The sequence below is a fragment of the Nocardia sp. NPDC050710 genome, assembly GCF_040654375.1.
Lineage (GTDB): Bacteria > Actinomycetota > Actinomycetes > Mycobacteriales > Mycobacteriaceae > Nocardia.
Window position 1 is genome coordinate 13,058 of sequence record NZ_JBFAHV010000023.1, and the last position, 26,046, is coordinate 39,103.

Genomic DNA, 26,046 nt, shown 5'->3' on the forward strand with positions numbered 1-26,046 from the left:
GGGCCGCCCGAAAGGCGGCTCGGCTCACCACATTCCGGAGGCAACATGACCTGGTATGTCGTGCGGCGCCTGCTTCAGATGATTCCGGTCTTCCTCGGCGCGACGCTGCTCATCTACGCGATGGTCTTCCTGATCCCGGGTGATCCGATCAAGGCGCTGGCCGGTGAGAAACCGCTGACGCCCGCGGTCGAGGCGCAGCTGCGGGCGCGCTATCACCTCGATCAGCCGTTCATCGTGCAATACCTGCTGTACCTGAAAGGCATTGTCACACTGGACTTCGGGACGGCGTTCTCGGGTCGGCCGGTCAGCGAGGAGCTGGCCAGGGCCTTCCCGATCACCATCCGACTCTCATTCATGGCGGTCCTCATCGAAGGTGTGTTCGGTATCGCCTTCGGCCTGATCGCCGGGTTGCGCAAGGGCAAGCTGTTCGATTCGACCATGCTGGTCGCCAGCCTGGTCATCATCGCCGTCCCGATCTTCGTGGTCGGCTATCTCGCGCAGTACCTGCTCGGCGTGAAATGGGGGATCGCGCCGGTGACCGTGACCGGTCAGGCGAGCTTCGGTGAACTGCTTGTCCCGGCTATCGTCCTGGGGTCGCTGTCGTTTGCCTATGTGCTGCGGCTGACCCGGAATTCGGTGGCGGAGAATATGTCCGCCGATTATGTGCGCACCGCTACCGCCAAGGGGCTCGGGCGTCGCCGCGTGGTCACCGTACACATTCTGCGCAATTCGATGATCCCGGTGGTCACCTTCCTCGGCGCCGATCTCGGCGCGCTGATGGGTGGCGCCATCGTCACCGAGGGCATCTTCAATATCAACGGCGTCGGGGGCAAGCTGTACCAGGCGATCATCCGGGTTGAACCGCCGACAGTGGTCTCCTTCGTGACGGTGCTCGTGGTGATCTTCCTGCTCACCAATCTGCTCGTCGATCTGCTGTACGCCGCGCTCGACCCGAGGATCCGTTATGCCTGACCTCGACAAGACCGCGCCCGCCCGGCGCGGCCAGGAGTATTTCGTCGCTCCGCCGGACGAGGTGGAGGTACTCGCCACCGACCGGGTCGTGGAATCCGGCGCCCCGACCAGCATCTGGGGTGATGCGTGGCGGCAGTTGCGGCGTAATCCGATCTTCCTGACCGCCGTGCTGCTGATCGGGCTGGTGGTGTTGGTCGTGCTGTGGCCCACCCTGTTCACCGATCAGGACCCGCGCCTGTGCATCGGCGAATACGGCATGGACAAACCGCGCGCGGGCCATCCGTTCGGGTTCGACAAGCAGGGCTGCGACGTCTACGCCAGGACCATTTACGGCGCGCGGGCTTCGGTGCTCGTCGGATTGGGTGCGGCGGCGCTGTTCGTCTCGATCGGCGGCACGCTCGGCGCGCTGTCCGGGTTCTACGGCGGAGCCCTGGATTCGTTCGTCTCGCGGATCGCCGAAGTCTTCTATGCCATCCCGATGGTGCTCGCCGCCATCGTGCTGCTCCAGATGTTGCGGCCCGCGACGATGTTCAGCGTCATCGTGATCCTGGCCGCGTTCACCTGGCCGCAGGCGGCCCGCATCGCACGGGGCGCCGTGATCGAGGCGAAGAACAGCGAGTACGTCACCGCGGCGAAGGCCTTGGGGGTGTCGCGATTCGGCATCCTGGTCCGCCATGTGCTGCCGAACGCCGCCGGGCCGCTGATCGTGGTCACCACCATCTGGCTCGGCGTCTTCATCGTCACCGAGGCGACACTGTCCTACCTCGGGGTCGGACTCCCGCCCGACATCGTGTCCTGGGGCGCCGATATCGCCAGGGGCAAAACCGAGATCCGCACCTCGGCCATCCTGTTCTACCCGGCGACCGCCCTGGCGATCACTGTACTCAGCTTCATCATGCTCGGCGATGCGCTGCGTGACGCGCTGGATCCGAAGGCGAGGAAAAGGTGACCGCTGCGATGTCGACTGATCCGCTGCTCGAAATCAAGGATCTCAATGTCTGTTTCACCTCCGAGGGCAAGCGGGTGCCCGCGGTGCGGGATGTGAATCTGGCCGTGTATCCGGGCCAGACCGTCGCGATCGTCGGCGAATCCGGTTCCGGGAAATCCACCACCGCGCACGCCATTATCGACCTGCTGCCCGGCACCGGGCAGGTCACCTCCGGTTCGATCCTGTTCGATGGCAAGGATCTGACGAAGGCATCGAAGAAGGACGTTCTCGCGATGCGCGGCAACGGAATCGGGCTGGTGCCGCAGGATCCGATGTCGAATCTGAACCCGGTGTGGAAAATCGGCTTCCAGATCCGGGAAACCCTGGAGGCCAATGGCATCGCCAAGGGACGCGCGGCCGAACAGCGCTCGATCGAGCTGCTCGAAGAGGCGGGCATGTCCGATGCGACGCGGCGGGTGAATCAGTATCCGCACGAATTCTCCGGTGGTATGCGCCAGCGGGCGCTGATCGCCATCGGACTGTCGTGCCGGCCCAAACTATTGATCGCCGATGAGCCGACCTCCGCGCTCGATGTCACCGTGCAGCGGCAGATCCTGGACCATCTCGACGGGCTCACCGGCGAGCTGGGTACCGCGGTCCTGCTGATCACCCACGACCTGGGATTGGCTGCCGAGCGGGCCGAGCACCTGGTGGTGATGTATCGCGGGCGCGTGGTGGAATCCGGTCCGGCGCTGAAGATTCTGCGCGAACCGCAGCACACCTACACCAAGAAGCTGGTGAATTCGGCGCCCTCGCTCGCCTCGCAGCGGCTCTCCTCGGTGCATCAGCGCGCCGATATCCGCGAGCAGGCGGTACAGGTGGCCGAACGGGCGGCGGAATCCGATGCCGAACTGGCGGTGGTGCCCGACGACGTGGTGATAGCGCGCGACCTCACCAAGGTATTTCCGATACGCGGCGCCAAGCCGTGGAAGTCGTCGGATTTCACCGCCGTGCACGAGGTCTCGTTCCGGCTCGCACGTGGAACGACCACCGCGATCGTCGGCGAGTCGGGTTCCGGGAAATCGACCGTGGCGCAGATGGTGCTCGGGCTGCTCGAGCCCAGCTCCGGATCGGTGACCTTCGACGGCCAGGATGTGGCGAAGCTCGATCGCAAGGGCGCGTTCGCGTTCCGACGTCGAGTACAGCCGATCTTCCAGGATCCCTACGGTTCGCTGGATCCGATGTATTCGATCTTCCGCACCGTCGAGGAGCCGCTGCGCGTGCATCGGATCGGAACCGCCAAGGAGCGTGAGGCGGCGGTTCGCGCACTGCTGGACAAGGTTTCGCTGCCGTCGACGGTGCTGCGCCGCTACCCGAATGAGCTCTCCGGCGGGCAGCGCCAGCGCGTCGCTATCGCCCGGGCCCTCGCGCTGTCCCCCGAAGTGGTCGTTTGCGATGAGGCGGTTTCCGCGCTCGACGTGCTGGTGCAGGCCCAGATCCTGAACTTGCTCAATGATCTCCAGGCCGAGCTCGGGCTGTCCTACCTGTTCATCACCCACGACCTCGCGGTGGTCCGGCAGATCGCCGACGATGTGCTGGTGATGCAGCAGGGCCGGGTGGTCGAGGCCGCGACCACCACGGAGGTCTTCGATAATCCGCAGCAGGAGTACACACGGCGACTGCTCGACGCGATCCCGGGGCGGGAGCTGCTGGTGGGCTGAGCGGAAACACCCGCGGAAGACCGATCCGGGCCGATCACGTCTCGGTGGCGGCCGAAAGCGGTAGTCCCCCTGCCGTTTCGGCGGTCAGGCGGTGTGCGCGAGGATCTCCGCGACGACCGTGTCCCAGGTGTGCGCCGGAAAGACCTCGTGGCCCGTGTGGTCGAGGGGCAGGAACCGCGCGCCCGGAATCTCGGCGGCCAGCGCCCGGCCGTGCCCGATCGGGAACAGCGGATCCTCGGTGCCGTGCAGCACCAGGGTCGGTGCGCTGATCCGGCCCAGCCGGTCCCGCCACGGCGCGCCGGCGTCGAGTAGATACGGATTGGTGAGCTGCGCGCCGATATCGGCCGCCCGGTCGACGACCCGCTCGGCCGACCGTCGCTGCGCCTCGAGGTCGAACGGTCGCGTCGCCGCCGCGAACGGACGCATCGACTCGACCAGGTAGTCGACGACCGCTGACCGATCGGCCCAGTCGGGCGCGGGGCCCTCGCCCGCGAAGAAGGCCGACAGTTCCTCGGTCATTCCGGGAAGGCCGGGGTGCTCGTGCCCGGGCCCGCCCGGCGTCCCCGAGGCAAGGGTGAGTGAGGCGACCCGCTCCGGATACTCGAGCGCGACGAGTTGGGCCACGGCCGCGCCCTGCGACATGCCGACCAGGTGGGCCCGGCCCACTCCGAGCGCCTCGATCAGCCCGGCGGCGTCGGCGACCAGATCGCGCAGCCCGTATGCGGGCGCTCCAACCGGATAGGTGGTCGACCGGCCCGCGTCGCGGCTGTCGTAGCGAACGACATACCGCCCGCCCGCGGCCAAGCGCTGGGCGAACTCGTCGTCCCAAGCGAGCAGTGATTCGCCCGCTCCGTGCAGGAGCAGGATCGCGGGGTGCGCCGGGTCGCCGAAACTCTCCACACACAGATCGACGCCGTTCACCTCGACGATGCGTTCATTGGTTCCCACGGTTCTCGCCTCCAGTTCGTTACGTGTAACGCAAACCGTAGCGGGTTATTCGTTACATGTAAACAAAACCGGTACGATGGGGTCATGGCCGAGTCACCGGATGCGAGAATCAGCGCTCATGCGCGGCAGGCGTGGGCCGCCTACCGCCGCCTGCGCGAACGCGTCGACGCCGAAGTCGCCCGCGACCTGGAACGCGATTCGGGCCTGTCGATGCCCGATTACGAGGTGCTCGCCGCCCTGGCCGAGCTGTCCACCGCGGACAATTGCATCCGGGTGAGTGGTCTCGCGCACGCGCTGCACTGGCCGCACAGCAGACTGTCGCGGCAACTCGGCCGGATGGAACAGCGCGGGCTGATCGCGCGGGAACCCTGTGAACGGGACGGACGCGGCGACGATGTCCTGCTCACGTCCTCGGGTCGGCGGGCGTTGGACGACGCGACCCCCGCCCATCTCGCCTCGGTTCACGATCGCTTCACCGCGCTGCTATCACCGCAACAGCTCGCGACGCTGATCGATATCGAATGCGCCATCGCGGACCGGCCGGTGCCGGACCGTCCCATTCGGGACGCCGCACGTTGACCACAGCGTCGTTCGGTCGTTCGGGTCGAGAGCATCGAGCGCGTCCGCGGGCGGATTCGGGTGCGGCGGCAGGTCCGGTGGCCGGAGGCCGCTAGCCTCGTATTCCGTGACCGACCCGCTACAGCCCCTCGTCGATCTGCCCGGTGTGCGTGATGCCGCCGACCGTGCCCGCGATGCGCTCGCCGCGGTCCATCGGCACAAGGCGAACCGGCGCGGTTGGCCGACGACCGCCGCCGAGGCCGCGGTGCGTGCCGCGCGGTCCTCGGCCGCCATCGAGGGTGGCAGCACCGATATCCCCGCCGACGGGCGGGTCGCCGACCCGATTCTGGCCGGTTCGCTGCGGGTGGGGCAGGCGCTGGACGGCGATGCCCTGCGGAATCTGGTGAGTACCTGGCAGCGTGCGCCCTTGCAGGCGCTGGCTCGGCTCCATCTGCTCGCCGCCGCCGATCTGGTGCCGGACGAGGAACTGCTCGGTCGGCCGCGCGCCGATCGCGGTGTCTCCGAACGATTGGACCTGCTGGCGCAGACGGTGCTGGGGTCCACCGCGCCCGCACCGGTAGTCGCGGCCGTGGTGCACGGCGAGCTGCTGACTTTGCGCCCCTTTGGTACCGCCGACGGCATCGTGGCGCGGGCGGCGTCGCGGCTTGTCGCCGTGGCAAGTGGACTGGACCCGCACAGCCTCGGCGTGCCCGAGGTGTTCTGGCTGCGGCGGCGACAGGCCTATCTGGATGCGGCCGCCGGATTCGGCACCGGGGATCCGGATGCGGTGGGGGGCTGGACAATTCTGTGCTGCGGCGCCCTCGAGGACGGGGCGCGGGAGGCCACCTCGATCGCCGATTCGGCGGTCGGATAACGGCCGCGCACATCAAAGCGGGCGGCGTTGTCGTTATCGACCTCACCGCCCGCTAGCACGGACTACCGGGTTACCAAGCGTGCTGGGTGGGTTGTGTTCTGCGGCCTCGGCGACTATCCGAATTCCAGCGGTTCATCCCCGCAACCTGTGCGAGGCGCTCGCCGCCATCAACCCGAATCTCGCAGGCCCACAACGCTTCTGCCCTTGTCGCGGCGTGCTCCGCGTGGGTACCTGGTGTCCGTGCTGGGAAGGGTGGGTCGGGAGACTTGACCTTCTCTTCCGGTCCAGCCTTGGCCTTCCGTCCTTCCGTAGCTCCTTTCTACCACTGTGACCGGACTCACTTCAAGGGCTGGGAAAACATTGAATACACGGCGTGTTTGTCGGCGTTTCGTGGTTGAATCCCTGGTCGCGGGGAGGCCGGGAACCATGCTTGTAGCGCCGCGGCAAACAGTCGGCTGCGCCCCCGAACAGCGGAGGTGGGCGTACCGGATGCGACAGCTAAGACTCAGCGGCGCTTGCGCAGCAGCCGGTAACTGATCGCGCCGGCCAGCACCGCGCTCACGCCGACCGCCGCGGTGGCCGCAAGGGTGGTCGACGACGGGGCCTGGAATCGCGCCCACAGCGACACCGGGTTGGAGAAGGTCAGAATCGGCCAGCCGCGGGCGGTCGCCTCCCGGCGCAGGTTGCGGTCGGCGTTCACCGCGGTCGGATGCCCGACCGCGCTCAGCATGGGCAGATCGGTGATCGAATCCGAGTACGCGTAACACCGCGATAGGTCGTAACCCTCGGTGGCGGCGAGCTTTTCGATCGCGGTGACCTTTCCCTCGCCGTAGCAGTAGAACTCGACCTCGCCGGTGTATTTGCCGTCCTCGACCACCATGCGGGTGGCCGCCGTATGCGACGCGCCGAGCGCATCGGCGATCGGCCCGACGATCTCCTCACCCGAGGCCGACACGATGACCACATCGTGGCCCCGAATCTTGTGGTCGGCAATGAGATCGGCGGCCTCGGCGTAGATCAGCGGATCGACGAGTTCGTGCAGTGTCTCGGCCACAATGGATTTCACCTGCTCGACATCCCAGCCGGCGCACATATTCGTCAAATGGGCGCGCATCCGCTCCATTTGGTCGTGATCGGCGCCGGAGAGCAGGAACAGGAAGTGCGCGTAACTGCTCTCCAGCACGGCACGGCGATTGAGCAGGCCCTGGGCGAAGAACGGCTTGCTGAACACGTAGGTGCTCGACTTCGCGATCACCGTCTTGTCCAGATCGAAGAACGCGGCGACGCGCTCACCTCGGAAGGTGGGTTCGTCCCCTGCCGCGGCGCCCCGCGCCTGCTGGTCCGGAACTGGTCTTGCGTCGCCCTCGCCCGTCACCAGTTCAGAATAGGCGGTGCCTGTCCTGTGCTCGGCGCGCGCGGGCTGTCGACGGACTCCGTCCGGCTGTGTCGATGAGCGCCTTCGCTCGCCGGAGGCGCCTCTCTCGTGTCGGTCGGGAGCGTATCGGTGGGCGACATTCGGGCATCCGTTCCGGGCGGGTGGGGATCGCCGTCGGCGGTGATCGGGTGGGGTGCGGGGCGGTGCGGCGGGGGTTTGCCCGCGAGACGCCGGGCCGGTGAGGAGGACAAAGTTCTCGAATAACAGACTTGCACTGTGGCCGGGGCTTGGGTGTAGTATTCATGGCACCTGGACATAGTCCAGGCGCGTTCAGCCCGACCCCCCGGGGCTGAACCCGACGGCCCCAGCCTCCTCCCCCCCCGGCTGGGGCCGTCCTCTATTCAGGGGACGGTCTCGCCCTCTTTCGGGGTTCGGATTTATCCACACCCCGCGAGTTATCCACATTCGGCATACGAGGGCTTCTGAGCGGGGCTGTATTGGACCACGCTGACCCGCATGGATCTCGATGCAACGCAGGTGGTCACGGGCCCGCCCACACTCGTACTCATCGGCGATACCCGCCTCCGCGACGAGGTACGCCGCATTGCGGCCGCCGCCGAACGCGGTCTCGACGAGCGCGAACTCCCGATCGGCAGGCACGCGTGGGCCACCGCACCACTGGTGATCGTGGACACAATGGCCGCGCACGCCTGCGCGGACGCCGGTTATCTCCGACGCGTCGGCGTCGTACTGGTGACGGAAGGGGAGCCGGAGCTGCCCGATTGGCAGGCCGCGGCGGCGGTCGGCGTCGAGCGCGTCATCGCGCTGCCCGGTGCCGCGGTGGGGCTTATCGAGAAGTTTGCTGAGCACGGTGAGTACCGCACGGGCGACGGCGTTGTTGTCGCGGTGGTCGGCGCGGGCGGCGGTGCCGGGGCATCCACCCTCGCCGCCGCGACCGCGCTGCGCTCCGCCGCGGAACGTTTCCGCCCCGACACCGTTCTCGTCGACGGCGCACCCCTCGGCGGCGGCATCGACCTGCTACTCGGCATCGAATCCACGGCCGGGCTGCGCTGGCCGGACCTGGTGATCGAGGATGGCCGCGTCTCGGCGGCAGCGCTGCACGGCGCCCTCCCCGCCGCGGCGCCCGGGCTGGCCGTTCTCGCCTGCGGCCGCGGCGGTGCCGGTCGATTGCCGGGCGAGATCGGCGCCGCCGCGGTCCATGCGGTCATCGAAGCAGGCCGTGCCGCAGGCGATCTCGTGATTTGCGACGTATCCGGCGAACGCGGCCCGCACGCCGAACGCATGCTCGACTGTGCCGATCTTGTCGTTCTCGTGGTCCCGGCCCGCCTGCGCGCGGTGGCGGCCGCCGAATCCGTGGCCGCTCACATCCGCCACCGAAATCCCAATCAGGGCTTGATAGTTCGCGGTCCCGCCCCGGGTGGACTGCGCGGGGCCGAGGTCGCCGAACTCCTCGACCTTCCGCTTCTCGCCGCGGTCCGAGCCGAGGCAGGTCTGCCCGCCCGTCTGGAACGCGGTGGCCTGACCCTGCGCCGCGGTCCCCTCCGTGACGCCGCCGACGCCGTTCTGTCGGTGCTTTCGGCACCGGCCGGACAGGGACTGCGATGAGCGAGGCGTGCGGTGTGCGGGCGGGGAGGGGGTCGCGGTGAGTGCGTTGGTGACCGGGGAACTGCTGGATCGAGTGCGGGAGCGGTTGGCGGGACGGCCGGATGAACCGGATCCCGCGCGGGTGGCGGCTGCTATCCGGGCCGAGGCGGGCGGGGTGCTCGGTGATACCGATCTGCTGCGGGCGCTGCGGCTGTTGCAGACCGAGATGACCGGGGCGGGCGTACTGGAGCCGCTATTGCACGATCCGCGCGTCGCCGACGTGCTGGTCACCGCGCCGGATGCGGTGTGGATCGATCGCGGGCGCGGATTGGAGAAGTCCTCGGTCACCTTTCCGGACGAGGCCGCGGTGCGCAGGCTGGCCCAGCGACTGGCCCTGTCGGCGGGACGGCGGCTCGATGATTCGCAACCGTGGGTGGACGGTCGGCTCTCGGGAATGGAAGCGGCACTGGGGGATTCGTTCGGCGTCCGCCTGCATGCGGTCTTGGCTCCGATCGCGCACGGCGGCACCTGCCTATCGCTGCGGATACTCCGCCCGGCCACCCAGGGTCTCGATGCGCTGGTAGCCGCCGGGTCGGTCCCCACTGAAGCAAAGGTCTTGCTGGAGAGCATTATTCGAGCACGGCTGGCATTCCTGGTGGTCGGCGGCACCGGCGCGGGTAAGACCACACTGCTGTCCGCTCTGCTCGCCGAGGTGGCCGCGGATGAACGGATCGTCTGCGTCGAAGACGCCGCCGAACTCGCACCACCGCACCCGCACGTCGTGCGCTTGGTCGCGCGCACCGCGAATGTGGAGGGCGTCGGCGCCGTGACCGTGCGCGATCTGGTCCGTCAGGCGCTGCGCATGCGCCCCGACCGAATCGTCGTCGGCGAAGTGCGCGGTGCCGAGGTCGTCGACCTGCTGACCGCGTTGAACACCGGCCACGACGGCGGAGCGGGCACCGTTCACGCGAACTCGCCCAGGGAGGTCCCCGCCCGCCTGGAAGCCCTCGCGGCACTCGGCGGCATGGACCGCTCCGCACTGCACAGCCAACTCGCCGCCGCCGTCCAGGTGGTCCTGCATGTGCATCGGTGCTCCGACGGCACCCGCGGCCTCCGGGAAATCGGTGCCCTGGAACGTGATGAGCACGGCCGCGTCAACATCACCCCCGCCTGGCGTGCCGACCGAGGACCCGCCCCGGCCGCCGCTACGCTGACCCGCCTGCTCGCCGAACGGCTCGACCGATGATCGGCGCGTCGGTCTGCCTCGCGCTGGCATTGTTGGTGACGCCCGAGCCGAGCGCGGTCCGTCGTCGCGCTGCCCTGTTCGGTGGCCCGACGCTGGAACGAAAGGCGGTGCACGGCAGTATCTTTCGCCTGGGTTTCGGAATCATCCCGATGGCGGGTCTCATTCTCGGTGCCGGTCCGCTCCTCGCGGTCGGGCTGGTCGCGGGGACCATGGCGGTCCGGGTCCGGCGCGCGAGGCGGGAGCGGCGGCGGACGGTGGCCGGTGCCCAACTGCTGGACGCACTGGAGGCCGTGATCGGCGAGCTGCGGGTGGGCGCGCATCCGAGTGCGGCCGCCGCGGTGGCCGCGCGTGAGTCGTCGGGCGTCGCGGCGCAGGTGTTCGCAGTCGGCGCGGCGCGCAGTCGCCTCGGCGGGTCCGGCGCCGACGGGCTGCGTCGGCCGGATGCCGTTGTCGCCGTGGAACTGGACCGGATCGCCGATGCGTGGCAGGTCGCCGAACATCACGGCCTCGCGCTCGCCGAGTTGCTTGCCGCGGCACGCGCCGATCTGGTGGGGCGCATCCGTTTCCGCGCCAGGACCGGCGCGGCCCTGGCGGGTGCCCGTGCCACCGCTGCCGTACTGGCCGGGCTCCCGCTGCTCGGCATCGGCCTCGGCCAGCTCATGGGCGCGGCGCCATTACAGGTGCTGTTCGCGTCCTCGGCAGGAACGGTGCTGTTACCCCTGGGGACCGGTCTGGTCTGCGCGGGCCTGCTGTGGACCGATGCCATTACCGAGAAGGTGCTCGTATGAACTGCGGGAATCAACTGAGAAGCGCCGGTTCGAGGGGGTTCGGGGATGTGTACCGCGGTTTCGATAATGCTGTTCGCGGGTGCGCTGATGGTGCTGCCCGGCCGGGTCGCGGTGGGACGGCGGTTACGGATATTGCGCGGGACCGGACCGGAATCCGCGGCGCGCGGACCGGTGCCGAGCGCCGTGGGCGATCCGCTGGCGGTGGCCTCGGTATTCGATCTGCTCGCTGCCTGTCTACGTGCGGGACTGCCGATGGCGGGCGCGGCACGGGCGGTGGCGCCGAGCGCACCGGAAGTATTGCGCACAGCCCTCTTCCGGGCCGCCGATCTCCTGGCCCTCGGTGCGGATGCGACGGCGGCCTGGGAGCGTGCGGCGCAGGATGCCAACGGCCGCCCCGGCGCCGAGGAAGTGGAGTCGCTGGCCCGCATGGCGCGACGATCGGCCCGCTCCGGCGCCTCACTGGCGGTTGCCGTCGGCGAACTGGCCGAACAGCGTCGCGCTGCGGTAGAGGATGCGGCGGCCGCGCGTGCCGAACGCGCGGGCGTTCTGATCAGCGGACCCCTCGGCCTCTGCTTCCTCCCCGCCTTCCTGTGCCTGGGCATAGTGCCGGTCGTCTTGGGCTTGGCCAGCCGAGTACTCGGCGATGGACTCCTGTGAACCCGCCGACCGCCACCCTCCCGCCCACCCCATCCGGAGCGGCTGACACGCGTCGGACCTCGGCGAGTCCGGTTCCGCTGAACCGTTTGACCACCGCAGTCTTCCTATTCGAGGCCTGCCCCGCGCGACGACGGCGGACGGGGCGGGCGTGGTCGGCGGCCGAAAGGGCTTGTCCGCGTGGAGTGGCCGCGCGGGCCGGAAGGAGAGGGGAAAACGGTGCGAATCGGAATGACGGCGAGGCGAGAGGGGCGGCGGTTGGTGGCGGTGCGCGCTGCGGGGTTGTGGTCCACGACGGCGCTTCGCCAGGTGTGGGTGTCGATGGCGTCGTACAGGCCGGTGGGTGCGGTGTCGAGCACGGCCGGACATGCCGCGGGCGCGGTCGGTGTTCGCGGTGCGGCTCGATCGTTGCGGCCCGGTCGCCCGGTGCTTCGGGCGCTCCGTACGAGGGTGCGGGCGGCGTCACTGGGGATTCGGACGCGACTGGTGCGGGTTGTGGTGGCCGACGAGGGCATGAGTACGGCGGAATATGCCATCGGCACCATTGCGGCGGCCGCGTTCGGTGCGGTGCTGTACGGGGTGGTGACCGGGGATTCGATCGTGAACGCACTGACGAAGATCATCGACAAGGCACTGAATACGGCCGTCTGATCGCGTTCGTACAACGTTGTAGTACAACGGATCTCGTGTATGACGGGGGTGCGGTGACGGTGGAGGCCGCGATCGCGGTGGCCTCGATCGTGGTCGCGATGCTCTGTTGCCTCGGTGCGCTGCTGGCGGCGTCGACGCAGGTGCGCTGTGTCGACGCCGCTCGCGAGGCGGCACGGCTCGCCGCCCGCGGGGACCGAGCGAATGCGATGTCGGCGGCACGGCAGGTGGCGCCACCCGGCGCGGATATCTCGGTGCGCGGCGAAGGCGATCGTTTCGTCGCGGTCGTCTCCGCCCGCTCGCCCCTCCTCCCGCTGCTGGTCCTGCGGGCCGACGCGGTCGCCACCCGAGAACCGGGCGTGCGGTGAGGCAATGGTGGATCGGGCTGGGTCGGTGGGAGGTGAGCGGGGTGGGGCGACGGTGTTGGGGTGCCTCGCGCTGTCGACGTTGATCGCGGTGACCTTGTTGATAGGACAGGTCGGCGCGGTGGCGGTCGCGCGGCATCGAGCGCAGGCGGCGGCTGATCTCGGTGCGCTTGCCGCGGCGGGTGCATTGGAATTGGGGGCCGAGGCGGGATGCGCCGAAGCGGGGGAGGTGGTGCGGCATATGCGAGTGCGGATCCGGCGGTGCGAAGTGACGCAGTGGGATGTGCTGGTGACGGTGGAAGGGAATGTACCAATAGGTCTGTTGGGTAACCGTACGGTTCATGCGGTTGCCAGAGCCGGACCCGTAGTGGATGAAGTATGAGTGCGCTCTACCGACACTGGCCAGTGGTAGCCCGCGGCGGTGTAATTTCGGTAATTCTGATGATCGAATAATTGCGGTATTGCATCAATTTCAGAAACAGTGGTGGAAATACGTCCAATGAATCCGCATGTAGATCGCGAAATGATGTGGCAATGGCTCAGTTAACATGAATCTGATCCTTTTTATTCGACCAGGCGACACGCCCGGGGCCGGGAGGTCCGCTGCGGGGCGATCGGGCCAGCCCACACCTGGTGATCGCCGGTCGGGTCGTCGGCCGGTCACGCTCCGGGCGCGGGGCTGTCACGAATCGATTTCCGGGCTTTCACCTGGTCGAATGTCGGCCGCCGGGTAGCTGAGCTCGGCCAGTACCGCCGTCAGCAGGCGCGCCGCGCCCGCCTTGTCCAGTGGATGGTTGCCGTTGCCGCACTTGGGTGACTGGACGCAGGACGGGCACCCGGTCGCACATGCGCAGGATTCGATGGCCGCGAGCGTGGCCGACAGCCAGCGGCGCAGCTGCCCGAACCCGCGCTCGGCGAAGCCTGCACCACCTGGCTGTCCGTCGTAGACGAAGATCGTCGGCAGGCCGGTATCCGGGTGTTCCGCCGTGGAGACCCCGCCGATATCCCACCGATCGCAGGTGGCGACCAGCGGCAGCAGGCCGATCGCGGCATGTTCGGCCGCGTGCAAGGCGCCCGGCACCTGCTGCGGCGCGATGCCCGCGGCGGCCAGGAGTTCCGGTGTGACGGTATAGAGGACCGCGCGGGTCGGCAGCATCTGCGCGGGCAGCTCCAGTTCGACCAGGTCGAGCACCTCGCCGGTGATCAGCGTGCGCAGATATCCGATCACCTGACTTGTCACCCTGACCTGCGCCAATGCGCTGGTCACCGCACCATGCCGGTGCTGTTCGGTGATCGCGTCCACGGCGATCGAGGTGAGCTGCCTCGCGCTGGTGGTCCACCCCGGTTCGGCGGCGTGTACGAAAGCCACCCCACCTTCCAGGTCGAGCTCGTCGACCACGTAGGTATCGCCCTGATGCAAGTGCACCGCACCCTGATGCAGGGTGGCGGGCGCCCGTCCGGCATCCGCGGTGCCGAGCAGACGGCCGGTCTCGCCATCGACGATCGCCACGGGCGTGCCGATCCCGCCGCGCACGTCTACCGCGTCGTGCGGCTGCGCATCGGCGGTCACGTACCAGCGCGCCGGCCCGTCGCCCCCGGTGGTGCGGCGTCGAATCAGGCCCTGACCTGCTAGTTCCGCGAGAACTTCGCGGGCGCCGAATTCATCGACCTCGGCATCGGTGAGCGGATGCTCGAGGGCCGCGCAGAGCAGTTGGGGACCGAGCACATAGGGATTGTTCGGATCGGTGATGGTGGCCTCGACCGGCTTGTCCAGCAGCGCTTCCGGGTGGTGGACCAGGAAGGTATCCAACGGATCGTCCCTGGCCACCAGCAGGACCAGTGACCCCTGCGTGCGTCGTCCGGCCCGCCCGGCCTGCTGCCAGAACGAGGCGACCGTTCCGGGAAAACCCGAGATCACGACGGCGTCGAGGCCCGCGATATCCACCCCGAGCTCCAATGCGTTGGTGGTGGCGGCGCCGAGTAGGGAACCGTCGGCGAGCGCGGCCTCGAGCTCCCGCCGGTCCTCCGCGAGATAACCGGCTCGATAGGCGGCGATCCGGGCGCTGAGCTGCGGGTCCACCTCGGCCAGGAGCCGCCGGGTGTCCATCGCGGTGAGTTCGGCAGCCCGGCGCGAACGCACGAAGGTGAGTGTGCGGGCTCCCTCGGCCACCAGATCGGCCATGATCCTGGCCGATTCGGAGGTCGCCGAGCGTCGGACCGGCGCTCCATTTTCGCCGGTCAGGGCGGTGAGCAGGGGTGGTTCCCAGAGCGCGACGGTGCGTGGCCCCCGTGGTGAGCCGTCCTCGGTGACCGCGACGCACGGTGCCCCGATCAGCCGTGACGCCGCGGCCGCTGGTTCGGCGGTGGTGGCCGAGCAGAGGATGAAGATCGGATCGGCGCCGTAGCGGGCGGCGATGCGGCGCAGCCTGCGCAGCACCAGCGCCACGTGGGATCCGAATACGCCCCGGTAGGCGTGGCATTCGTCGATCACTACGTAGCGCAGCCTGCGCAGGACCCGCGCCCAGCGCTGGTGCGATCGGAGGATGCCGAGGTGCAGCATGTCGGGGTTGGTGAAGACCCAACGGGCATTGGCGCGTACCCATTGCCGGATCTCCGCGGGCGTATCGCCGTCGTAGGTGGCCGGGTGAATATCGCGCAGCGCCCCTTCATGGGTCAATGCGCCGATCGCGCGCAACTGATCGGCGCCCAATGCTTTTGTGGGCGAGAGATAGAGCGCGGTGGCCCGCGGATCCTCCAGCAGCGCGTTCAGTACCGGCAGCTGGTAGCCGAGGGATTTACCGGATGCTGTCCCGGTGCTGACCACCACGTGGGTGCCGCCCGCCGCCAGCTCGGCGGTCCTGGTCTGGTGGGTCCACGGTGTGTCGATGCCGGTGCCGCGCAGCGCCTCGACCACGTCGGATGCTGCCCAATCGGGCCAGGTCGCGGTGCCTGCCGCTCGTGCGGGGAGCTCGACGACATGGGTGAGCCGTTGGTCGGAATCGGGTGCTCCGGTCAGGACACGATTCAGCAACGATGTCCCGTAGCTCGGGAGGTTGCTGGGGTTCGTCCGCGTTGCCTGGTGGGTCGGATTCACAACGTGGAGGCCTCGACACGCGGAGAAGGTGTGAAACGTGTGTGGTTGGGAAGTCCCACCTGCCATTTCGATACCAAATAGCGACCTGGGTCACAGTGTGTTTGCTGAACGAGCGCTCGGTTATCGAGAGGCAAACGAACCTGAAGTACGGATTTGAGCATTGTGTCCCTCACCTGCGCATTCGCAAGATCAACTTTTTTGCAAATTGTCGGTAACTCGACTGTTGAATTGCTCGGAGACATGGTTCACTGGTTCCTGGTCGCAAGCTTCTGTGTTCGAGGGACGGATCCAAAGTCCAAACCGTCAGCAGGATCGATGTTGCGAACGGTGTGCTTGGTGCTTTCCTGCAGGGGGAACCAACAGTACAGCGGTCGGAACGGACCCGGTGGACGAACCCAGTTGTCCGCCGTTCCGGTAAGAAAAGAGAAGGAACAGAATGGCACAGGGAACTGTGAAGTGGTTCAACGCGGAGAAGGGGTTCGGCTTCATCGCGCCCGAGGACGGCTCCGCTGACGTCTTCGTCCACTACTCCGAGATCCAGGGGACGGGTTTCCGCACCCTCGAGGAGAACCAGAAGGTCGAGTTCGAGGTCGGCCAGGGCACGAAGGGCCCGCAGGCCACCGGAGTTCGCGCGCTCTCCTGAACGCGCGACGATCCACAGCTCGTCCCTCACCACCGGTAACGGGGTGAGGGACGAGCTATATCTGGGGTAAGGCACGAGTTGATACACGCCGAGCGCGACCACGTCGCGCGGCAAGTGTGGTCAGAGACACGGCATACTGAACCTCGGTGACCACGTACGCTCAGTGGTTCGGGTCGCAAGCGCTCGACCACAGCCTGCGTGAGGGTATAAACGTGTCTGGTAGCGACAGAAGCCGTCGCCACTGCTTGCCCCAGCCGCGCAATGCGCGTAACAGCATCGCGCGGGTCGAAAAGGAAAGGTGTATTCGCCGGTGGCAACACGAGACCGCGGTGCAGCCGACCAGGGCCGTCCCCTGCGTCGTCTCGTGATCGTCGAGTCCCCGACCAAGGCCCGCAAGATCGCGCCCTATCTGGGTCGCAACTACACGGTCGAGGCCTCGGTCGGTCATATCCGGGACCTCCCGCGTGGTGCCGCGGATGTTCCGGCCAAGTACAAGGGTCAGCCCTGGGCGCGCCTGGGTGTCGATGTCGACAACGACTTCGAGCCGATCTATGTGGTGAGCCCGGATAAGAAGGCCAAGGTCACCGAGCTCAAGAGTCTGCTCAAGGACGCCGACGAGCTCTATCTCGCCACCGACCCCGACCGCGAGGGCGAGGCCATCGCCTGGCATCTGCTGGAGACGCTCAAGCCCAAGGTGCCGGTCCGGCGCATGGTGTTCCACGAGATCACCGAGCCCGCCATCCAGGCCGCCGCCGCGGATACCCGTGAACTCGACCCGGACCTGGTCGACGCGCAGGAGACCCGCCGCATCCTGGACCGGTTGTACGGCTACGAGGTCAGCCCGGTGCTGTGGAAGAAGGTCATGCCGCGGCTGTCGGCGGGCCGGGTGCAGTCCGTCGCGACCCGGGTCATCGTGCAGCGCGAACGCGAGCGGATGGCGTTCCGCTCGGCCGAGTACTGGGATATCGCCGCCAAGCTCGACGCGGGCGCGGGCGAGAACGGCGATGCCACCAACCCGCGGACCTTCGGTGCGCGGCTGGTCAGCGTGGCAGGTTCCCGGGTCGCGACCGGTCGTGATTTCGGGTCGGACGGGCAGCTGAAGGCGACCAATGGCGTCATCGTGCTGGATGAGGCCTATGCGCGCCGCCTCGCCGAGGCGCTGGACGGTGCTGACCTGGTGGTTTCCTCGGCGGAGGCCAAGCCGTACGCGCGCAAGCCGTACCCGCCGTTCATGACCTCGACGCTGCAACAGGAGGCGGCCCGCAAGCTGCGCTTCTCCTCCGAGCGCACCATGCGGGTCGCGCAGCGGCTCTACGAAAACGGCTACATCACCTATATGCGTACCGACTCGACCACGTTGTCGCAGTCGGCGATCGCCGCGGCCCGCTCGCAGGCGACGCAGCTCTACGGTGCGGAGTACGTCTCGCCGACGCCGCGTCAATACAACCGCAAGGTGAAGAACGCGCAGGAAGCACATGAGGCGATCCGCCCGTCCGGCGACACCTTCCAGACCCCTGGACAGCTGCATTCGCGGTTGGACAATGACGAATTCCGGCTCTACGAGCTGATCTGGCAGCGCACGGTCGCCTCCCAGATGGCCGACGCGCGCGGCACCACGCTGACGCTGCGGATCAACGGTGTCGCGGGTACCGGTGAGGAGTGCGTGTTCTCCGCATCGGGTCGCACCATCACCTTCCCCGGCTTCCTCAAGGCCTACGTGGAGAGTGTGGACGAGGAGGCGGGCGGCCAGTCCGATGACGCCGAATCCCGGCTTCCCGCATTGGAAGCGGGGCAGGGCGTCACCGCGGTCGAGCTGAATCCGGATGGGCACAGCACGAATCCGCCCGCGCGCTACACCGAAGCCTCGCTCATCAAGATGCTCGAAGAGCTCGGCATCGGACGCCCGTCCACCTATTCGTCGATCATCAAGACGATCCTGGACCGCGGATATGTGTACAAGCGCGGCAGCGCGCTGGTGCCGTCGTGGGTGGCTTTCGCGGTGGTCGGATTGTTGGAGGCGTACTTCGGCAGGCTGGTCGACTTCGACTTCACCGCCGCGATGGAGGACGATCTCGACGCCATCGCCGGCGGGCGCGAGCAGCGCGGAAACTGGTTGTCCAGCTTCTATTTCGGTGGCGATCACGGAGTAGAGGGGTCGGTCGCGCGTTCGGGCGGGCTCAAGAAGATGGTCGGCGAGCAACTCGACGATATCGACGCCCGCGAGGTCAATTCGATCAAGTTGTTCACCGACGACGAGGGCCGCGACGTTGTGGTGCGGGTCGGCCGGTTCGGTCCGTACCTGGAGCGGATGGTCGCCAATCCCGATGACCCCGAAGGTGATGCGGTCTCGCAGCGGGCCAATCTGCCCGATGATCTGCCGCCGGACGAGCTGACCTCCGAGGTCGCCGAGAAGCTGTTCTCGACGCCGCAGGAGGGCCGTCGACTCGGCGCCGATCCGGAGACCGGGAACGAAATCGTCGCCAAGGAAGGACGTTTCGGTCCCTATGTGACCGAGATCCTGCCCGAACCGCCCGCCGAGGAGGCGCAGACGCCCGCCAAGAAGACGGCGAAGAAGGCGGCGGCCCCGAAGGCGCGGACCGGCTCGCTTTTCAAGTCGATGGATCTGGCGACGATCACCCTCGACGACGCGCTCAAACTGCTTTCGCTGCCGCGCGTGGTCGGCGCCGACCCGGCCTCCGGTGAGGAGATCACCGCGCAGAACGGGCGCTACGGGCCGTACCTGAAGAAGGGCACGGATTCTCGCTCGCTTGCCAGCGAGGACCAGATCTTCACGGTGACCCTGGACGAGGCGCTGAAGATCTACGCCGAGCCCAAGCGGCGCGGCAGGCAGGCGGCCAGCGCCGCTCCGTTGCGTGAGCTCGGAAACGACTCCGCCACCGGTAAGCCGATGGTGATCAAGGACGGCCGGTTCGGTCCGTATGTCACCGACGGTGAGACCAACGCCAGCCTGCGCAAGGGCGACGAGGTCGAATCGATCACCGACGCCAGGGCCTCGGAGCTGCTCGCCGATCGGCGTGCGCGCGGGCCGGTGAAGAAGGCGGCCAAGAAGACAACGGCCAAGACGGCGGCGAAGAAGACCGCTGCCAAGAAGACGACGGCCGCCAAGAAGACGACCGCGACCAAGACCGCCGCGAAGAAGACCACGGCGGCCAAGAAGACGGTCGCGAAGAAGTCCTGATCCGGACTCGGCCGTTCGATGCGATCGGACGGCCGAGTACGCGAATTCCCGTAATCGCGCACCATTCCGGGCACGCCGACATCATCCGGGAAGAGCTCGACGGCCAGAACAGCACGTTCTCGCGCGGCTAGTCGTCGAGCAGCCGGAGGAATTCCCGCATCCACGCCGGATGGTCGGGCCAGGCCCGGCCGGTGACGATGTTGTCCTCCACGTGGGCCTCGCTATCGACGAATTTGCCGCCCGCCGCCTCGATATCGGGCGCCAACGCCGGGTAGGCGCTACAGGATCGGCCGGTGAGGACGCCGGCCGCGGCGAGGATCAGCGGTCCGTGGCAGAGTGCGGCGATCGGCTTGCCCTTCTCCGCGAAATGCTGCACCAGGCGTTGGCAGTCCCGGTCATTGCGCAGGTACTCCGGTGCGCGCCCGCCCGGAAGTACCAGCGCGCCGCAGGTCGCGGGATCCACATCGGCGAACGCGATATCGGAAGGCCAACTGTGCCCGGGCTTTTCGGTGTAGGTGTCGAAGCCGTCGACGAAGTCGTGCACCACGAACTGCAACTTCTTGACGGTGGGGGCCGCGATCAGGACCTCGTGGCCCGCCTCCAGCAGTCGCTGGTACGGGTACATGACCTCGAGGTCTTCGGCGGCGTCTCCGGCGATCAACAGAATTCTCACGATTCCACCTCCGCCTCGAGGATCCGCTGCCCCGGAAACCGGGTCAAGACCGTGCCGGTCTGTTTCGCGGCCGGGCGCGTCGGGTCGACGCGGGTCGGACGACGGGGATCGGCGTAGGCACTACGGCCCTGTGCTGCGGAGATCGGTTCCGGCCCGTCTCGGCGGACGGCGGTGAGTCGTGTCGGTGGGGGCGGTTAGGGTGTACGGCGTGGCGGGTGTCTTCGATCGGTTGGTCGGCCAGGATGCGGTCGAGTCCGAGCTGACGGCTGCCGCGATCGCGGCTCGCGCGGGCGTGATCGAAGGGGCGATGACGCATTCGTGGTTGTTCACCGGACCGCCGGGATCGGGTAGATCCGTTGCGGCACTGTGCTTTGCGGCGGCGCTGCAATGCACCGATCCGGGGACGCCGGGGTGCGGCACCTGCCACGCCTGCACCACGACCATGGCGGGCACACACGGCGATGTACGACGGGTGATCCCGGAGGGGCTGAGCATCAGCACCAAGGAGATGCGCGAGATCGTGCAGATCGCCTCGCGCAGGCCGAGCACCGGGCGCTGGCAGGTGGTGGTCATCGAGGATGCCGACCGGCTCACCGAGGCCGCCGGCAATGTCCTGCTGAAGGTGGTGGAGGAGCCGCCGGATCGCACGGTCTTCCTGCTCTGCGCGCCGTCGGTGGATCCCGAGGACATCTCGATCACCCTGCGCTCACGCTGTCGGCACGTGCACCTGGTCACGCCGTCGGTCCCCGCGATCGCCAAGGTGCTGCGCGACCGCGACAAGCTGGACGAGAAGACCGCCCGCTGGGCGGCCTCCATCAGCGGCGGGCATGTCGGCCGGGCCAGGCGACTCGCCACCGACGAGGAAGCCAGGGCGCGGAGGCAGCGAGCTCTGGCCCTGGTCGGCGCGGTCTCCCGCCCGGGCGCCGCCTACGCCGCCGCCGACGAGCTGGTGAAATCCGCCGACGACGAAGCCAAGCAGATGAGCGCTACCCGCGACGAACGGGAACGCGAGGAACTCGCCACTGCCCTCGGCGCGGGCGGCACCGGCAAGGGCGCCGCGAGCGCGACCCGCGGCTCCGCGGGCGTACTGAAGGATCTGGAACGCCGCCAGAAGTCACGCGCCACCCGAACCGGACGCGATGCCCTCGACCGCGCCCTCATCGACGTGGCGGGCGTCTACCGCGACGCCCTCGCCATCAGTTTCGGCGCCGCCCGGAACGGCTCCGGTGTCAGCCTCACCCATCCGGACCTCTCCGACCAGATCCACGACCTCGCCGACCGCGTCCGCCCCGAAGGTCTGCTGCGCTCCATCGAGGCCGTCCTCGCCTGCCGCGAAGCTCTCGACCTCAACGTCAAACCCCGCTTCGCCCTGGCCGCCATGGTCGCCGCCCTCATGGCCGCCCAATCCCGATAACACCCAGCCGAAGCGCCCCCGACCCCCACCTCACCTCCCGTTTTCGCGATCCGCCCCCCGAGACGATAGACTCGCGCTGCCGAAAGGCACGCCGCCTTAGCTCAGTCGGTAGAGCGCTTCACTCGTAATGAAAAGGTCGGGGGTTCGATTCCCCCAGGCGGCTCCATAAAGTAGGCCCCTGACATGTGGAAACGTATGCAGGGGCCTTTTTGCTGGTCGAACAAAGATTCGGTGTGTTCACCACTATGACGCCACTCGTCGTGCTCGACACTTCTGGCGAGCCGAAGGTGTGTTCGAGTGACTGCACTTGCAATGGTTCCACTCGGGCGCGTGTGGGAGAGGGCTCGGGGAGAGTCTGACCGCGTACCTCGGCCGGGGTTGAACATCGGCCGGTGATCGGCGTTGCTGCCTGTGAAGGTGGTGCCGGTGGCTCGAAAGCCTGATGTGTTCGTCAAAGCACTATCGCCCGAGACGCCGCAACCTCGCCTAGATAGCGCGGCGTAGCAAGCAGCCGGTCCGAATGCGGCGAGCGGCGGTGGTGATGCATCAGCGCAGCATCAGCCGGTCGAGTTTCATCGCGCAGCTGGCGCAGGTATCGGAATTCTATGTGCAGCAAGTGATCTTGCAGCGGCAGGACAGAATTTGGGCGGCGCCCGAACTTCCACTAGCGACGATCGCCGACGCTTCGCGACGACCGACCCGGAATCGATCCCGGGTCGGTCGACGGGTATGGGTCAGCGGACCACGTCGCAGTGCTTCAGCTTGTGTCCCCGAGGTACCTTGGTGTTCGCATCGGCCTGGGCTGCTGCCTTATCCTTGCCAGTGCCATACACGACGTCGCCCGTCGCTTCATTCTGTAGATTCATCAGGTAGCATTTCACGGTTACAGTCTTCTTCGGCTTCGCAAATTCGAATTCGCTCGCGAACGCGCCGGAACTATCGACCGCAGTCGTTCGCCGGAACGGAATTAGCCGGAACTGCTGGCATCACCAGTAATCCAGCCAACATGGAACCGGTCAGAACACGCTTGACTACGAGCATCATCGAGAACCCCCCTGTGGAATCGAACGATTCCACAGTATCCTGGCGCCGACTGGTGGCGCAACCCACTTCTGCACGGTTCGCGGGCACTGGAGGGGCGATGTGACAGGTTGTCGGCTGAGCCGGGCCGGTGTATACATCACCTCATGACCATATTTCGGGGAAGTGTCCACATATACGGCACAATGGACGATGCGGTCCGGCTCGTCGCGATCTACGCCAAGCGTATGGCACTCGAGATCGGGGACGAACCCGCACACTTCTCCGTGAAGGAAGACTGGTTCGATTCTTTCAAGCTGGTAGCGCAGTGGTTGGAATACAACGAGGAACTCACCACAGACGACCTGCCGGAGCTACGGAAAGTTCTGGAGATCAGTTGCGTTTTTGATCCGTCGGCGAAATCAGAGCCGGACAGATTCATTGAGAATGCTATAGATGCTGCGTTGGCAGAATTCTATCAATATGGTGGGCGACCGAATGTCGGCGATCCTGCTTCCATCCCCTGGGCCAGTTCGTCCGCCGAACTCGACGAGGAGGAGATCGAGCGTTTCCAGAAGCGATTTCCAGGCGTGGTCGCCCCGACATCTCGGAAATCCAGTTGAGCTCGGTCCCTGGAGGTAAACAGAACAGAAAGAAGAAGGCCGGTAACTCAGCTGAGTAGTTTTTCAGGTGAGAAGATTTGCCGAATTTGCGCTTCGCGCAGGATCGCGACCGCACCGGAGCGGCTGTCAGATGAGAAGCGCGCCGACCACAACACCGACCCCACGGTAGGGTCCTTCTCGGCATTCTCCGGGGAGGGCCCCGACTCGGCTCCGGATCGGTGCATTGGGGGACGGTACGACCGCTCCTCACCGTGAGCGACCGCTCCACAGGCAGCCCGCGAGGACAAGGTCGACGATGCCCTCGATGAAGCCTGGATCGAGTGGCTCTCCGGTGACGAGCAGACGGAAGTAGAGCGGGCCGAGCAGCGCCTCGATCGCCGGTCCGGGGTCCGCTCGCGGACCGATCTCGCCGCGCCCCCTGGCCCGCTCCACGATCGTCCGGTCGAGCTCGAGACGCTCCGCCCAAAACCGGGCGTTTGCCGCGGCCAGCTCCGGGTTGCCCGGCGCTTCGCCCGCGACCGCGCGGACGACCGCCTCGCCGGCAGGGGAGGTCTGGATCGCGGCCGAGCGCTGGGCGAGCTCCAGCAGGTCTCCGCGCAGCGAGCCGGTGTCGGGGACCGCCACGGTCTCGGCCGCCTGCTCCAGCATCGCGTCGAGGACGAGCATCTCCTTGGTCCGCCACCGCCGGTAGATCGATGTCCTGTGCACTTCTGCTCGCGTGGCGACGCTGTCCAGGCTGAGACCGGAGTATCCGTGCGCCGCGAGCTCCTCGAGCGTCGCCGCGATCACGGCCGCGCGGACCCGCGCGCTCCGTCCGCCTGGCCGCCGGGACGTGGTCGACGCTTCCATGCGTTGCTTCACGGTGCTAATATTAATGCTACAAAACGTTGCGTTTATGAGGCATGTCAGATGAAGCGCTACGACCAAGCTGGTGTTTTCCCGCGGGTGATCAGACGGACGGCGGGTACTCGCCCCATGGCGTGGCTGTACGGTCACATCCAGGAGCCGCTCGACCGCTTCGTGTACCGGCGCACCTCGGGCAAGACGACCCTGACCTCCTGGCTCGGCGATGTCGAGGTAGCGATGCTGACAACGACCGGAGCGAAGACCGGCCGGGAGCGGACCCACGTGGTGCTCGGGCTCGTCAACGGCGACCGGGTGGTTGTGGTCGCCTCGAACTTTGGCCGTCCGCACCACCCGGCCTGGTACCACAACCTGCGCGGCAACCCGCGAGCCTCAATCGTGATCGGCGGCGTCTCGCGCGAAGTCATAGCCCACGAGCTGCACGGAGAGCAGCGCGAGCGTTACTACCAGCGGGGCATCGACATCTACCCGGGGTTCACCCACTACCGGCGCCGGGCGCACCGCCGGATCCCGGTACTTGCGCTCGATCCGGCCTAGCGCGCCGAGGCCGTCGCCTCATCTCTGGAAAGACCTGGAGACCAGCCGTGACGTCTGCGATACCAACCGGCGACCCGTCACGAACGCCCAAGCCGCACAGCCAATTTGGAGCACATGCCCGCTCGCCTGCGGCATCTCGGCACCCCCGCTGCGCGCCGCCGATTACATCGTGGTCGACGAGTGGACGCACGACGACGCGAATGGTGCGGCGATCGAATTCCCGTTTCCCATCCACATCCCCCGGTCGGAATTGGAGTTCTGCGGGGGGGGGGGGGGAGTTGAACCGCCCGTCCAAACGTAACGCGTTCAATATGGATCTGCTGCATGCGCTCGGAAATGCCTACTACGTGCTGGAAACCGACGACCAACTCCGTTGCGGCGTTCTGTACGGTCACGGCGCGAACTTCACCGGCGGCCTCGACCTGGCCGATGTGCTGCCGCAGATCACCGATAGCAGCGTGGATTGGGCCGAGGACGAGTTGAATCCGGTGTCCACCACCGGACCGGCGCGGACGACTCCGGTTGTGGCGGCCGTGCACGGATGGTCCATGACCATCGGGATCGAACTGCTGCTGGCCGCGGATATCCGCATTGCCGCAGCCGATTCCCAGTTCGCGCAGATGGAAGTGCAGCGCGGGATCTTTCCTCTCGGTGGAGCCACTTTCCGGCTGCCGCGTGAGGCGGGGTGGGGCAACGCGATGCGCTGGCTGCTCACCGGAGATCCGTTCGACGCGAACGAAGCGCTGCGCTTGGGACTCGTCCAAGAGATCGTCGAACCGGGCCGCCAGCTCGATCGGGCAGTGGAACTGGCGGAACGGATCAGCGAGCAGGCGCCACTCGGTATCAAAGCAACGATGGCTTCGGCCCGGCTCGGCGTGACCGAGGGCGAAGTCGTCGAGGGTGACGCCATCCGTGACGTGCTGCGTCGGCTGGTCAAGAGCGAGGACGCCCAGAAAGGCATGTTGTCGTTCCTGGAGCGGCGGCCGGCGCGGTTCACCGGCCGATAGAAGGCTACGCGGCTGCAGTGCCCCGTCAGCGGGCCTGCAGCCGTGGACGTTTCGTAATCGAGAAGGCGGTCCACGAAATATCTAGGTCGACGGCTGAATCGGTCGCTGTACCGCGTCATCGTCGCGAAATCCGCTGGACGCAAGATCTTCTGCCTCGCGACCGCCGAGGTCCGGCTCGGGTAGAACTTCCACGCACCACAGGTCCGGTGCGCGGTTTGCAGTCATCCGTGGGTTCGACGCCGCAAACGGTCCTGGCCGGACGGCCCCACAGCTCGGCCACCTCGGAGGGA

General features: G+C 67.3%; 23 protein-coding genes and 1 tRNA gene. 19 read left to right on the forward strand and 5 right to left on the reverse strand.

Going from position 1 to position 26,046, the window contains the following annotated elements:
• Positions 1–45 precede the first annotated feature (45 nt).
• Genes AB0H61_RS30355 through AB0H61_RS30365 form a run of 3 tightly spaced genes read left to right on the forward strand, consistent with a single transcriptional unit; the run spans position 46 to position 3,621 of the window.
• A complete protein-coding gene (locus AB0H61_RS30355; protein ID WP_357311112.1) occupies positions 46–972 on the forward strand; it encodes an ABC transporter permease in 927 nt (308 codons plus the stop codon).
• Positions 965–1,921: an ABC transporter permease gene (locus AB0H61_RS30360; RefSeq protein WP_357311114.1), complete on the forward strand. Its 957-nt coding sequence runs from the start codon at positions 965–967 to the stop codon at positions 1,919–1,921. Before AB0H61_RS30355 ends, AB0H61_RS30360 begins: the two co-directional genes overlap by 8 nt.
• Positions 1,922–1,929: 8 nt before the next feature.
• Complete coding sequence (locus AB0H61_RS30365) at positions 1,930–3,621, forward strand: ABC transporter ATP-binding protein (protein WP_357311116.1); 1,692 nt, start codon at positions 1,930–1,932, stop codon at positions 3,619–3,621.
• Positions 3,622–3,705: 84 nt separating this feature from the next.
• On the opposite strand, the gene AB0H61_RS30370 is transcribed toward AB0H61_RS30365, so the two are convergent.
• Positions 3,706–4,569 (reverse strand): alpha/beta hydrolase, encoded by an 864-nt coding sequence (locus AB0H61_RS30370; protein ID WP_357311118.1) that lies wholly within the window; start codon positions 4,567–4,569, stop codon positions 3,706–3,708.
• 84 nt (positions 4,570–4,653) lie between these two features.
• Here AB0H61_RS30370 and AB0H61_RS30375 point away from each other — a divergent pair, with 84 nt between their 5' ends.
• Both AB0H61_RS30375 and AB0H61_RS30380 read left to right on the forward strand, forming a co-directional pair.
• Positions 4,654–5,148 carry a MarR family transcriptional regulator gene (locus tag AB0H61_RS30375; RefSeq protein ID WP_357311120.1) on the forward strand — a complete coding sequence of 165 codons (495 nt, stop codon included), beginning with the start codon at positions 4,654–4,656 and terminating at the stop codon, positions 5,146–5,148.
• 106 nt (positions 5,149–5,254) lie between these two features.
• Positions 5,255–6,001, forward strand: coding sequence for an oxidoreductase (locus AB0H61_RS30380; RefSeq protein ID WP_357311122.1), 747 nt, complete (start codon positions 5,255–5,257; stop codon positions 5,999–6,001).
• Positions 6,002–6,506: 505 nt separating this feature from the next.
• Here the strand turns inward: AB0H61_RS30380 and AB0H61_RS30385 are convergent.
• A complete protein-coding gene (locus AB0H61_RS30385) occupies positions 6,507–7,376 on the reverse strand; it encodes an HAD-IB family hydrolase (RefSeq protein ID WP_357311124.1) in 870 nt (289 codons plus the stop codon).
• Positions 7,377–7,892: 516 nt separating this feature from the next.
• Here AB0H61_RS30385 and ssd point away from each other — a divergent pair.
• The 7 genes from ssd to AB0H61_RS30420 all read left to right on the forward strand — a co-directional run bounded on the left by ssd (position 7,893) and on the right by AB0H61_RS30420 (position 13,064).
• On the forward strand, positions 7,893–9,002 hold the full coding sequence (gene ssd, locus AB0H61_RS30390) for a septum site-determining protein Ssd (protein WP_357311126.1): 1,110 nt from the start codon (positions 7,893–7,895) through the stop codon (positions 9,000–9,002).
• A gap of 37 nt (positions 9,003–9,039) precedes the next feature.
• Positions 9,040–10,227: a TadA family conjugal transfer-associated ATPase gene (locus AB0H61_RS30395; RefSeq protein WP_357311128.1), complete on the forward strand. Its 1,188-nt coding sequence runs from the start codon at positions 9,040–9,042 to the stop codon at positions 10,225–10,227.
• Complete coding sequence (locus tag AB0H61_RS30400; RefSeq protein ID WP_357311130.1) at positions 10,224–11,015, forward strand: hypothetical protein; 792 nt, start codon at positions 10,224–10,226, stop codon at positions 11,013–11,015. The genes AB0H61_RS30395 and AB0H61_RS30400 overlap by 4 nt, the downstream gene beginning before the upstream one ends.
• A 66-nt stretch (positions 11,016–11,081) precedes the next feature.
• Positions 11,082–11,672, forward strand: a complete 591-nt coding sequence (locus tag AB0H61_RS30405) for a type II secretion system F family protein (RefSeq protein ID WP_357311132.1) — start codon at positions 11,082–11,084, stop codon at positions 11,670–11,672.
• 447 nt (positions 11,673–12,119) lie between these two features.
• Positions 12,120–12,320 (forward strand): DUF4244 domain-containing protein, encoded by a 201-nt coding sequence (locus AB0H61_RS30410; protein WP_357311269.1) that lies wholly within the window; start codon positions 12,120–12,122, stop codon positions 12,318–12,320.
• Between the two features lie 35 nt (positions 12,321–12,355).
• Positions 12,356–12,685 carry a TadE family type IV pilus minor pilin gene (locus AB0H61_RS30415; protein WP_357311134.1) on the forward strand — a complete coding sequence of 110 codons (330 nt, stop codon included), beginning with the start codon at positions 12,356–12,358 and terminating at the stop codon, positions 12,683–12,685.
• A gap of 4 nt (positions 12,686–12,689) precedes the next feature.
• Positions 12,690–13,064, forward strand: coding sequence for an Rv3654c family TadE-like protein (locus AB0H61_RS30420; protein ID WP_357311136.1), 375 nt, complete (start codon positions 12,690–12,692; stop codon positions 13,062–13,064).
• Positions 13,065–13,364: 300 nt separating this feature from the next.
• Here AB0H61_RS30420 and AB0H61_RS30425 read toward each other — a convergent pair whose 3' ends face one another.
• Entirely contained in the window at positions 13,365–15,713 is a 2,349-nt protein-coding gene (locus tag AB0H61_RS30425) for a DEAD/DEAH box helicase (protein ID WP_357311139.1), read from the reverse strand.
• Positions 15,714–16,212: 499 nt separating this feature from the next.
• On the opposite strand from AB0H61_RS30425, the gene AB0H61_RS30430 reads away from it, so the two are divergent.
• Together AB0H61_RS30430 and topA are read left to right on the forward strand one after the other, a co-directional pair.
• Positions 16,213–16,419 carry a cold-shock protein gene (locus tag AB0H61_RS30430; protein ID WP_019044597.1) on the forward strand — a complete coding sequence of 69 codons (207 nt, stop codon included), beginning with the start codon at positions 16,213–16,215 and terminating at the stop codon, positions 16,417–16,419.
• A 364-nt stretch (positions 16,420–16,783) separates the two neighbouring features.
• Positions 16,784–19,618, forward strand: a complete 2,835-nt coding sequence (gene topA, locus AB0H61_RS30435) for a type I DNA topoisomerase (protein WP_357311270.1) — start codon at positions 16,784–16,786, stop codon at positions 19,616–19,618.
• A gap of 127 nt (positions 19,619–19,745) precedes the next feature.
• Here topA and AB0H61_RS30440 read toward each other — a convergent pair whose 3' ends face one another.
• Positions 19,746–20,291 (reverse strand): DJ-1/PfpI family protein, encoded by a 546-nt coding sequence (locus tag AB0H61_RS30440; RefSeq protein WP_357311141.1) that lies wholly within the window; start codon positions 20,289–20,291, stop codon positions 19,746–19,748.
• A gap of 208 nt (positions 20,292–20,499) precedes the next feature.
• Between AB0H61_RS30440 and AB0H61_RS30445 the strand changes: the two genes are divergently transcribed.
• The 3 genes from AB0H61_RS30445 to AB0H61_RS30455 all read left to right on the forward strand — a co-directional run bounded on the left by AB0H61_RS30445 (position 20,500) and on the right by AB0H61_RS30455 (position 23,348).
• Positions 20,500–21,705, forward strand: a complete 1,206-nt coding sequence (locus tag AB0H61_RS30445) for a DNA polymerase III subunit delta' (protein WP_357311143.1) — start codon at positions 20,500–20,502, stop codon at positions 21,703–21,705.
• 90 nt (positions 21,706–21,795) lie between these two features.
• Positions 21,796–21,871 (forward strand) — tRNA-Thr (locus AB0H61_RS30450).
• Between the two features lie 1,060 nt (positions 21,872–22,931).
• Positions 22,932–23,348, forward strand: a complete 417-nt coding sequence (locus AB0H61_RS30455; RefSeq protein ID WP_357311145.1) for a hypothetical protein — start codon at positions 22,932–22,934, stop codon at positions 23,346–23,348.
• 246 nt (positions 23,349–23,594) lie between these two features.
• Here AB0H61_RS30455 and AB0H61_RS30460 read toward each other — a convergent pair whose 3' ends face one another.
• Positions 23,595–24,209, reverse strand: a complete 615-nt coding sequence (locus tag AB0H61_RS30460) for a TetR/AcrR family transcriptional regulator (RefSeq protein WP_357311147.1) — start codon at positions 24,207–24,209, stop codon at positions 23,595–23,597.
• 114 nt (positions 24,210–24,323) lie between these two features.
• On the opposite strand from AB0H61_RS30460, the gene AB0H61_RS30465 reads away from it, so the two are divergent.
• Complete coding sequence (locus AB0H61_RS30465; protein ID WP_357311149.1) at positions 24,324–24,749, forward strand: nitroreductase/quinone reductase family protein; 426 nt, start codon at positions 24,324–24,326, stop codon at positions 24,747–24,749.
• A 278-nt stretch (positions 24,750–25,027) separates the two neighbouring features.
• A complete protein-coding gene (locus AB0H61_RS30470) occupies positions 25,028–25,756 on the forward strand; it encodes a crotonase/enoyl-CoA hydratase family protein (RefSeq protein WP_357311151.1) in 729 nt (242 codons plus the stop codon).
• Positions 25,757–26,046: the final 290 nt, after the last annotated feature.

What these genes read in the sequence shown, in the direction of transcription:
- AB0H61_RS30355 (WP_357311112.1), top strand. Translation starts at nt 46, where the DNA reads ATGACCTGGTATGTCGTGCGGCGCCTGCTTCAGATGATTCCGGTCTTC.
- AB0H61_RS30360 (WP_357311114.1), top strand. Translation starts at nt 965, where the DNA reads ATGCCTGACCTCGACAAGACCGCGCCCGCCCGGCGCGGCCAGGAGTAT.
- AB0H61_RS30365 (WP_357311116.1), top strand. Translation starts at nt 1,930, where the DNA reads ATGTCGACTGATCCGCTGCTCGAAATCAAGGATCTCAATGTCTGTTTC.
- AB0H61_RS30375 (WP_357311120.1), top strand. Translation starts at nt 4,654, where the DNA reads ATGGCCGAGTCACCGGATGCGAGAATCAGCGCTCATGCGCGGCAGGCG.
- ssd (WP_357311126.1), top strand. Translation starts at nt 7,893, where the DNA reads ATGGATCTCGATGCAACGCAGGTGGTCACGGGCCCGCCCACACTCGTA.
- AB0H61_RS30400 (WP_357311130.1), top strand. Translation starts at nt 10,224, where the DNA reads ATGATCGGCGCGTCGGTCTGCCTCGCGCTGGCATTGTTGGTGACGCCC.
- AB0H61_RS30405 (WP_357311132.1), top strand. Translation starts at nt 11,082, where the DNA reads ATGCTGTTCGCGGGTGCGCTGATGGTGCTGCCCGGCCGGGTCGCGGTG.
- AB0H61_RS30420 (WP_357311136.1), top strand. Translation starts at nt 12,690, where the DNA reads ATGGTGGATCGGGCTGGGTCGGTGGGAGGTGAGCGGGGTGGGGCGACG.
- AB0H61_RS30430 (WP_019044597.1), top strand. Translation starts at nt 16,213, where the DNA reads ATGGCACAGGGAACTGTGAAGTGGTTCAACGCGGAGAAGGGGTTCGGC.
- AB0H61_RS30455 (WP_357311145.1), top strand. Translation starts at nt 22,932, where the DNA reads ATGGACGATGCGGTCCGGCTCGTCGCGATCTACGCCAAGCGTATGGCA.
- AB0H61_RS30465 (WP_357311149.1), top strand. Translation starts at nt 24,324, where the DNA reads ATGGCGTGGCTGTACGGTCACATCCAGGAGCCGCTCGACCGCTTCGTG.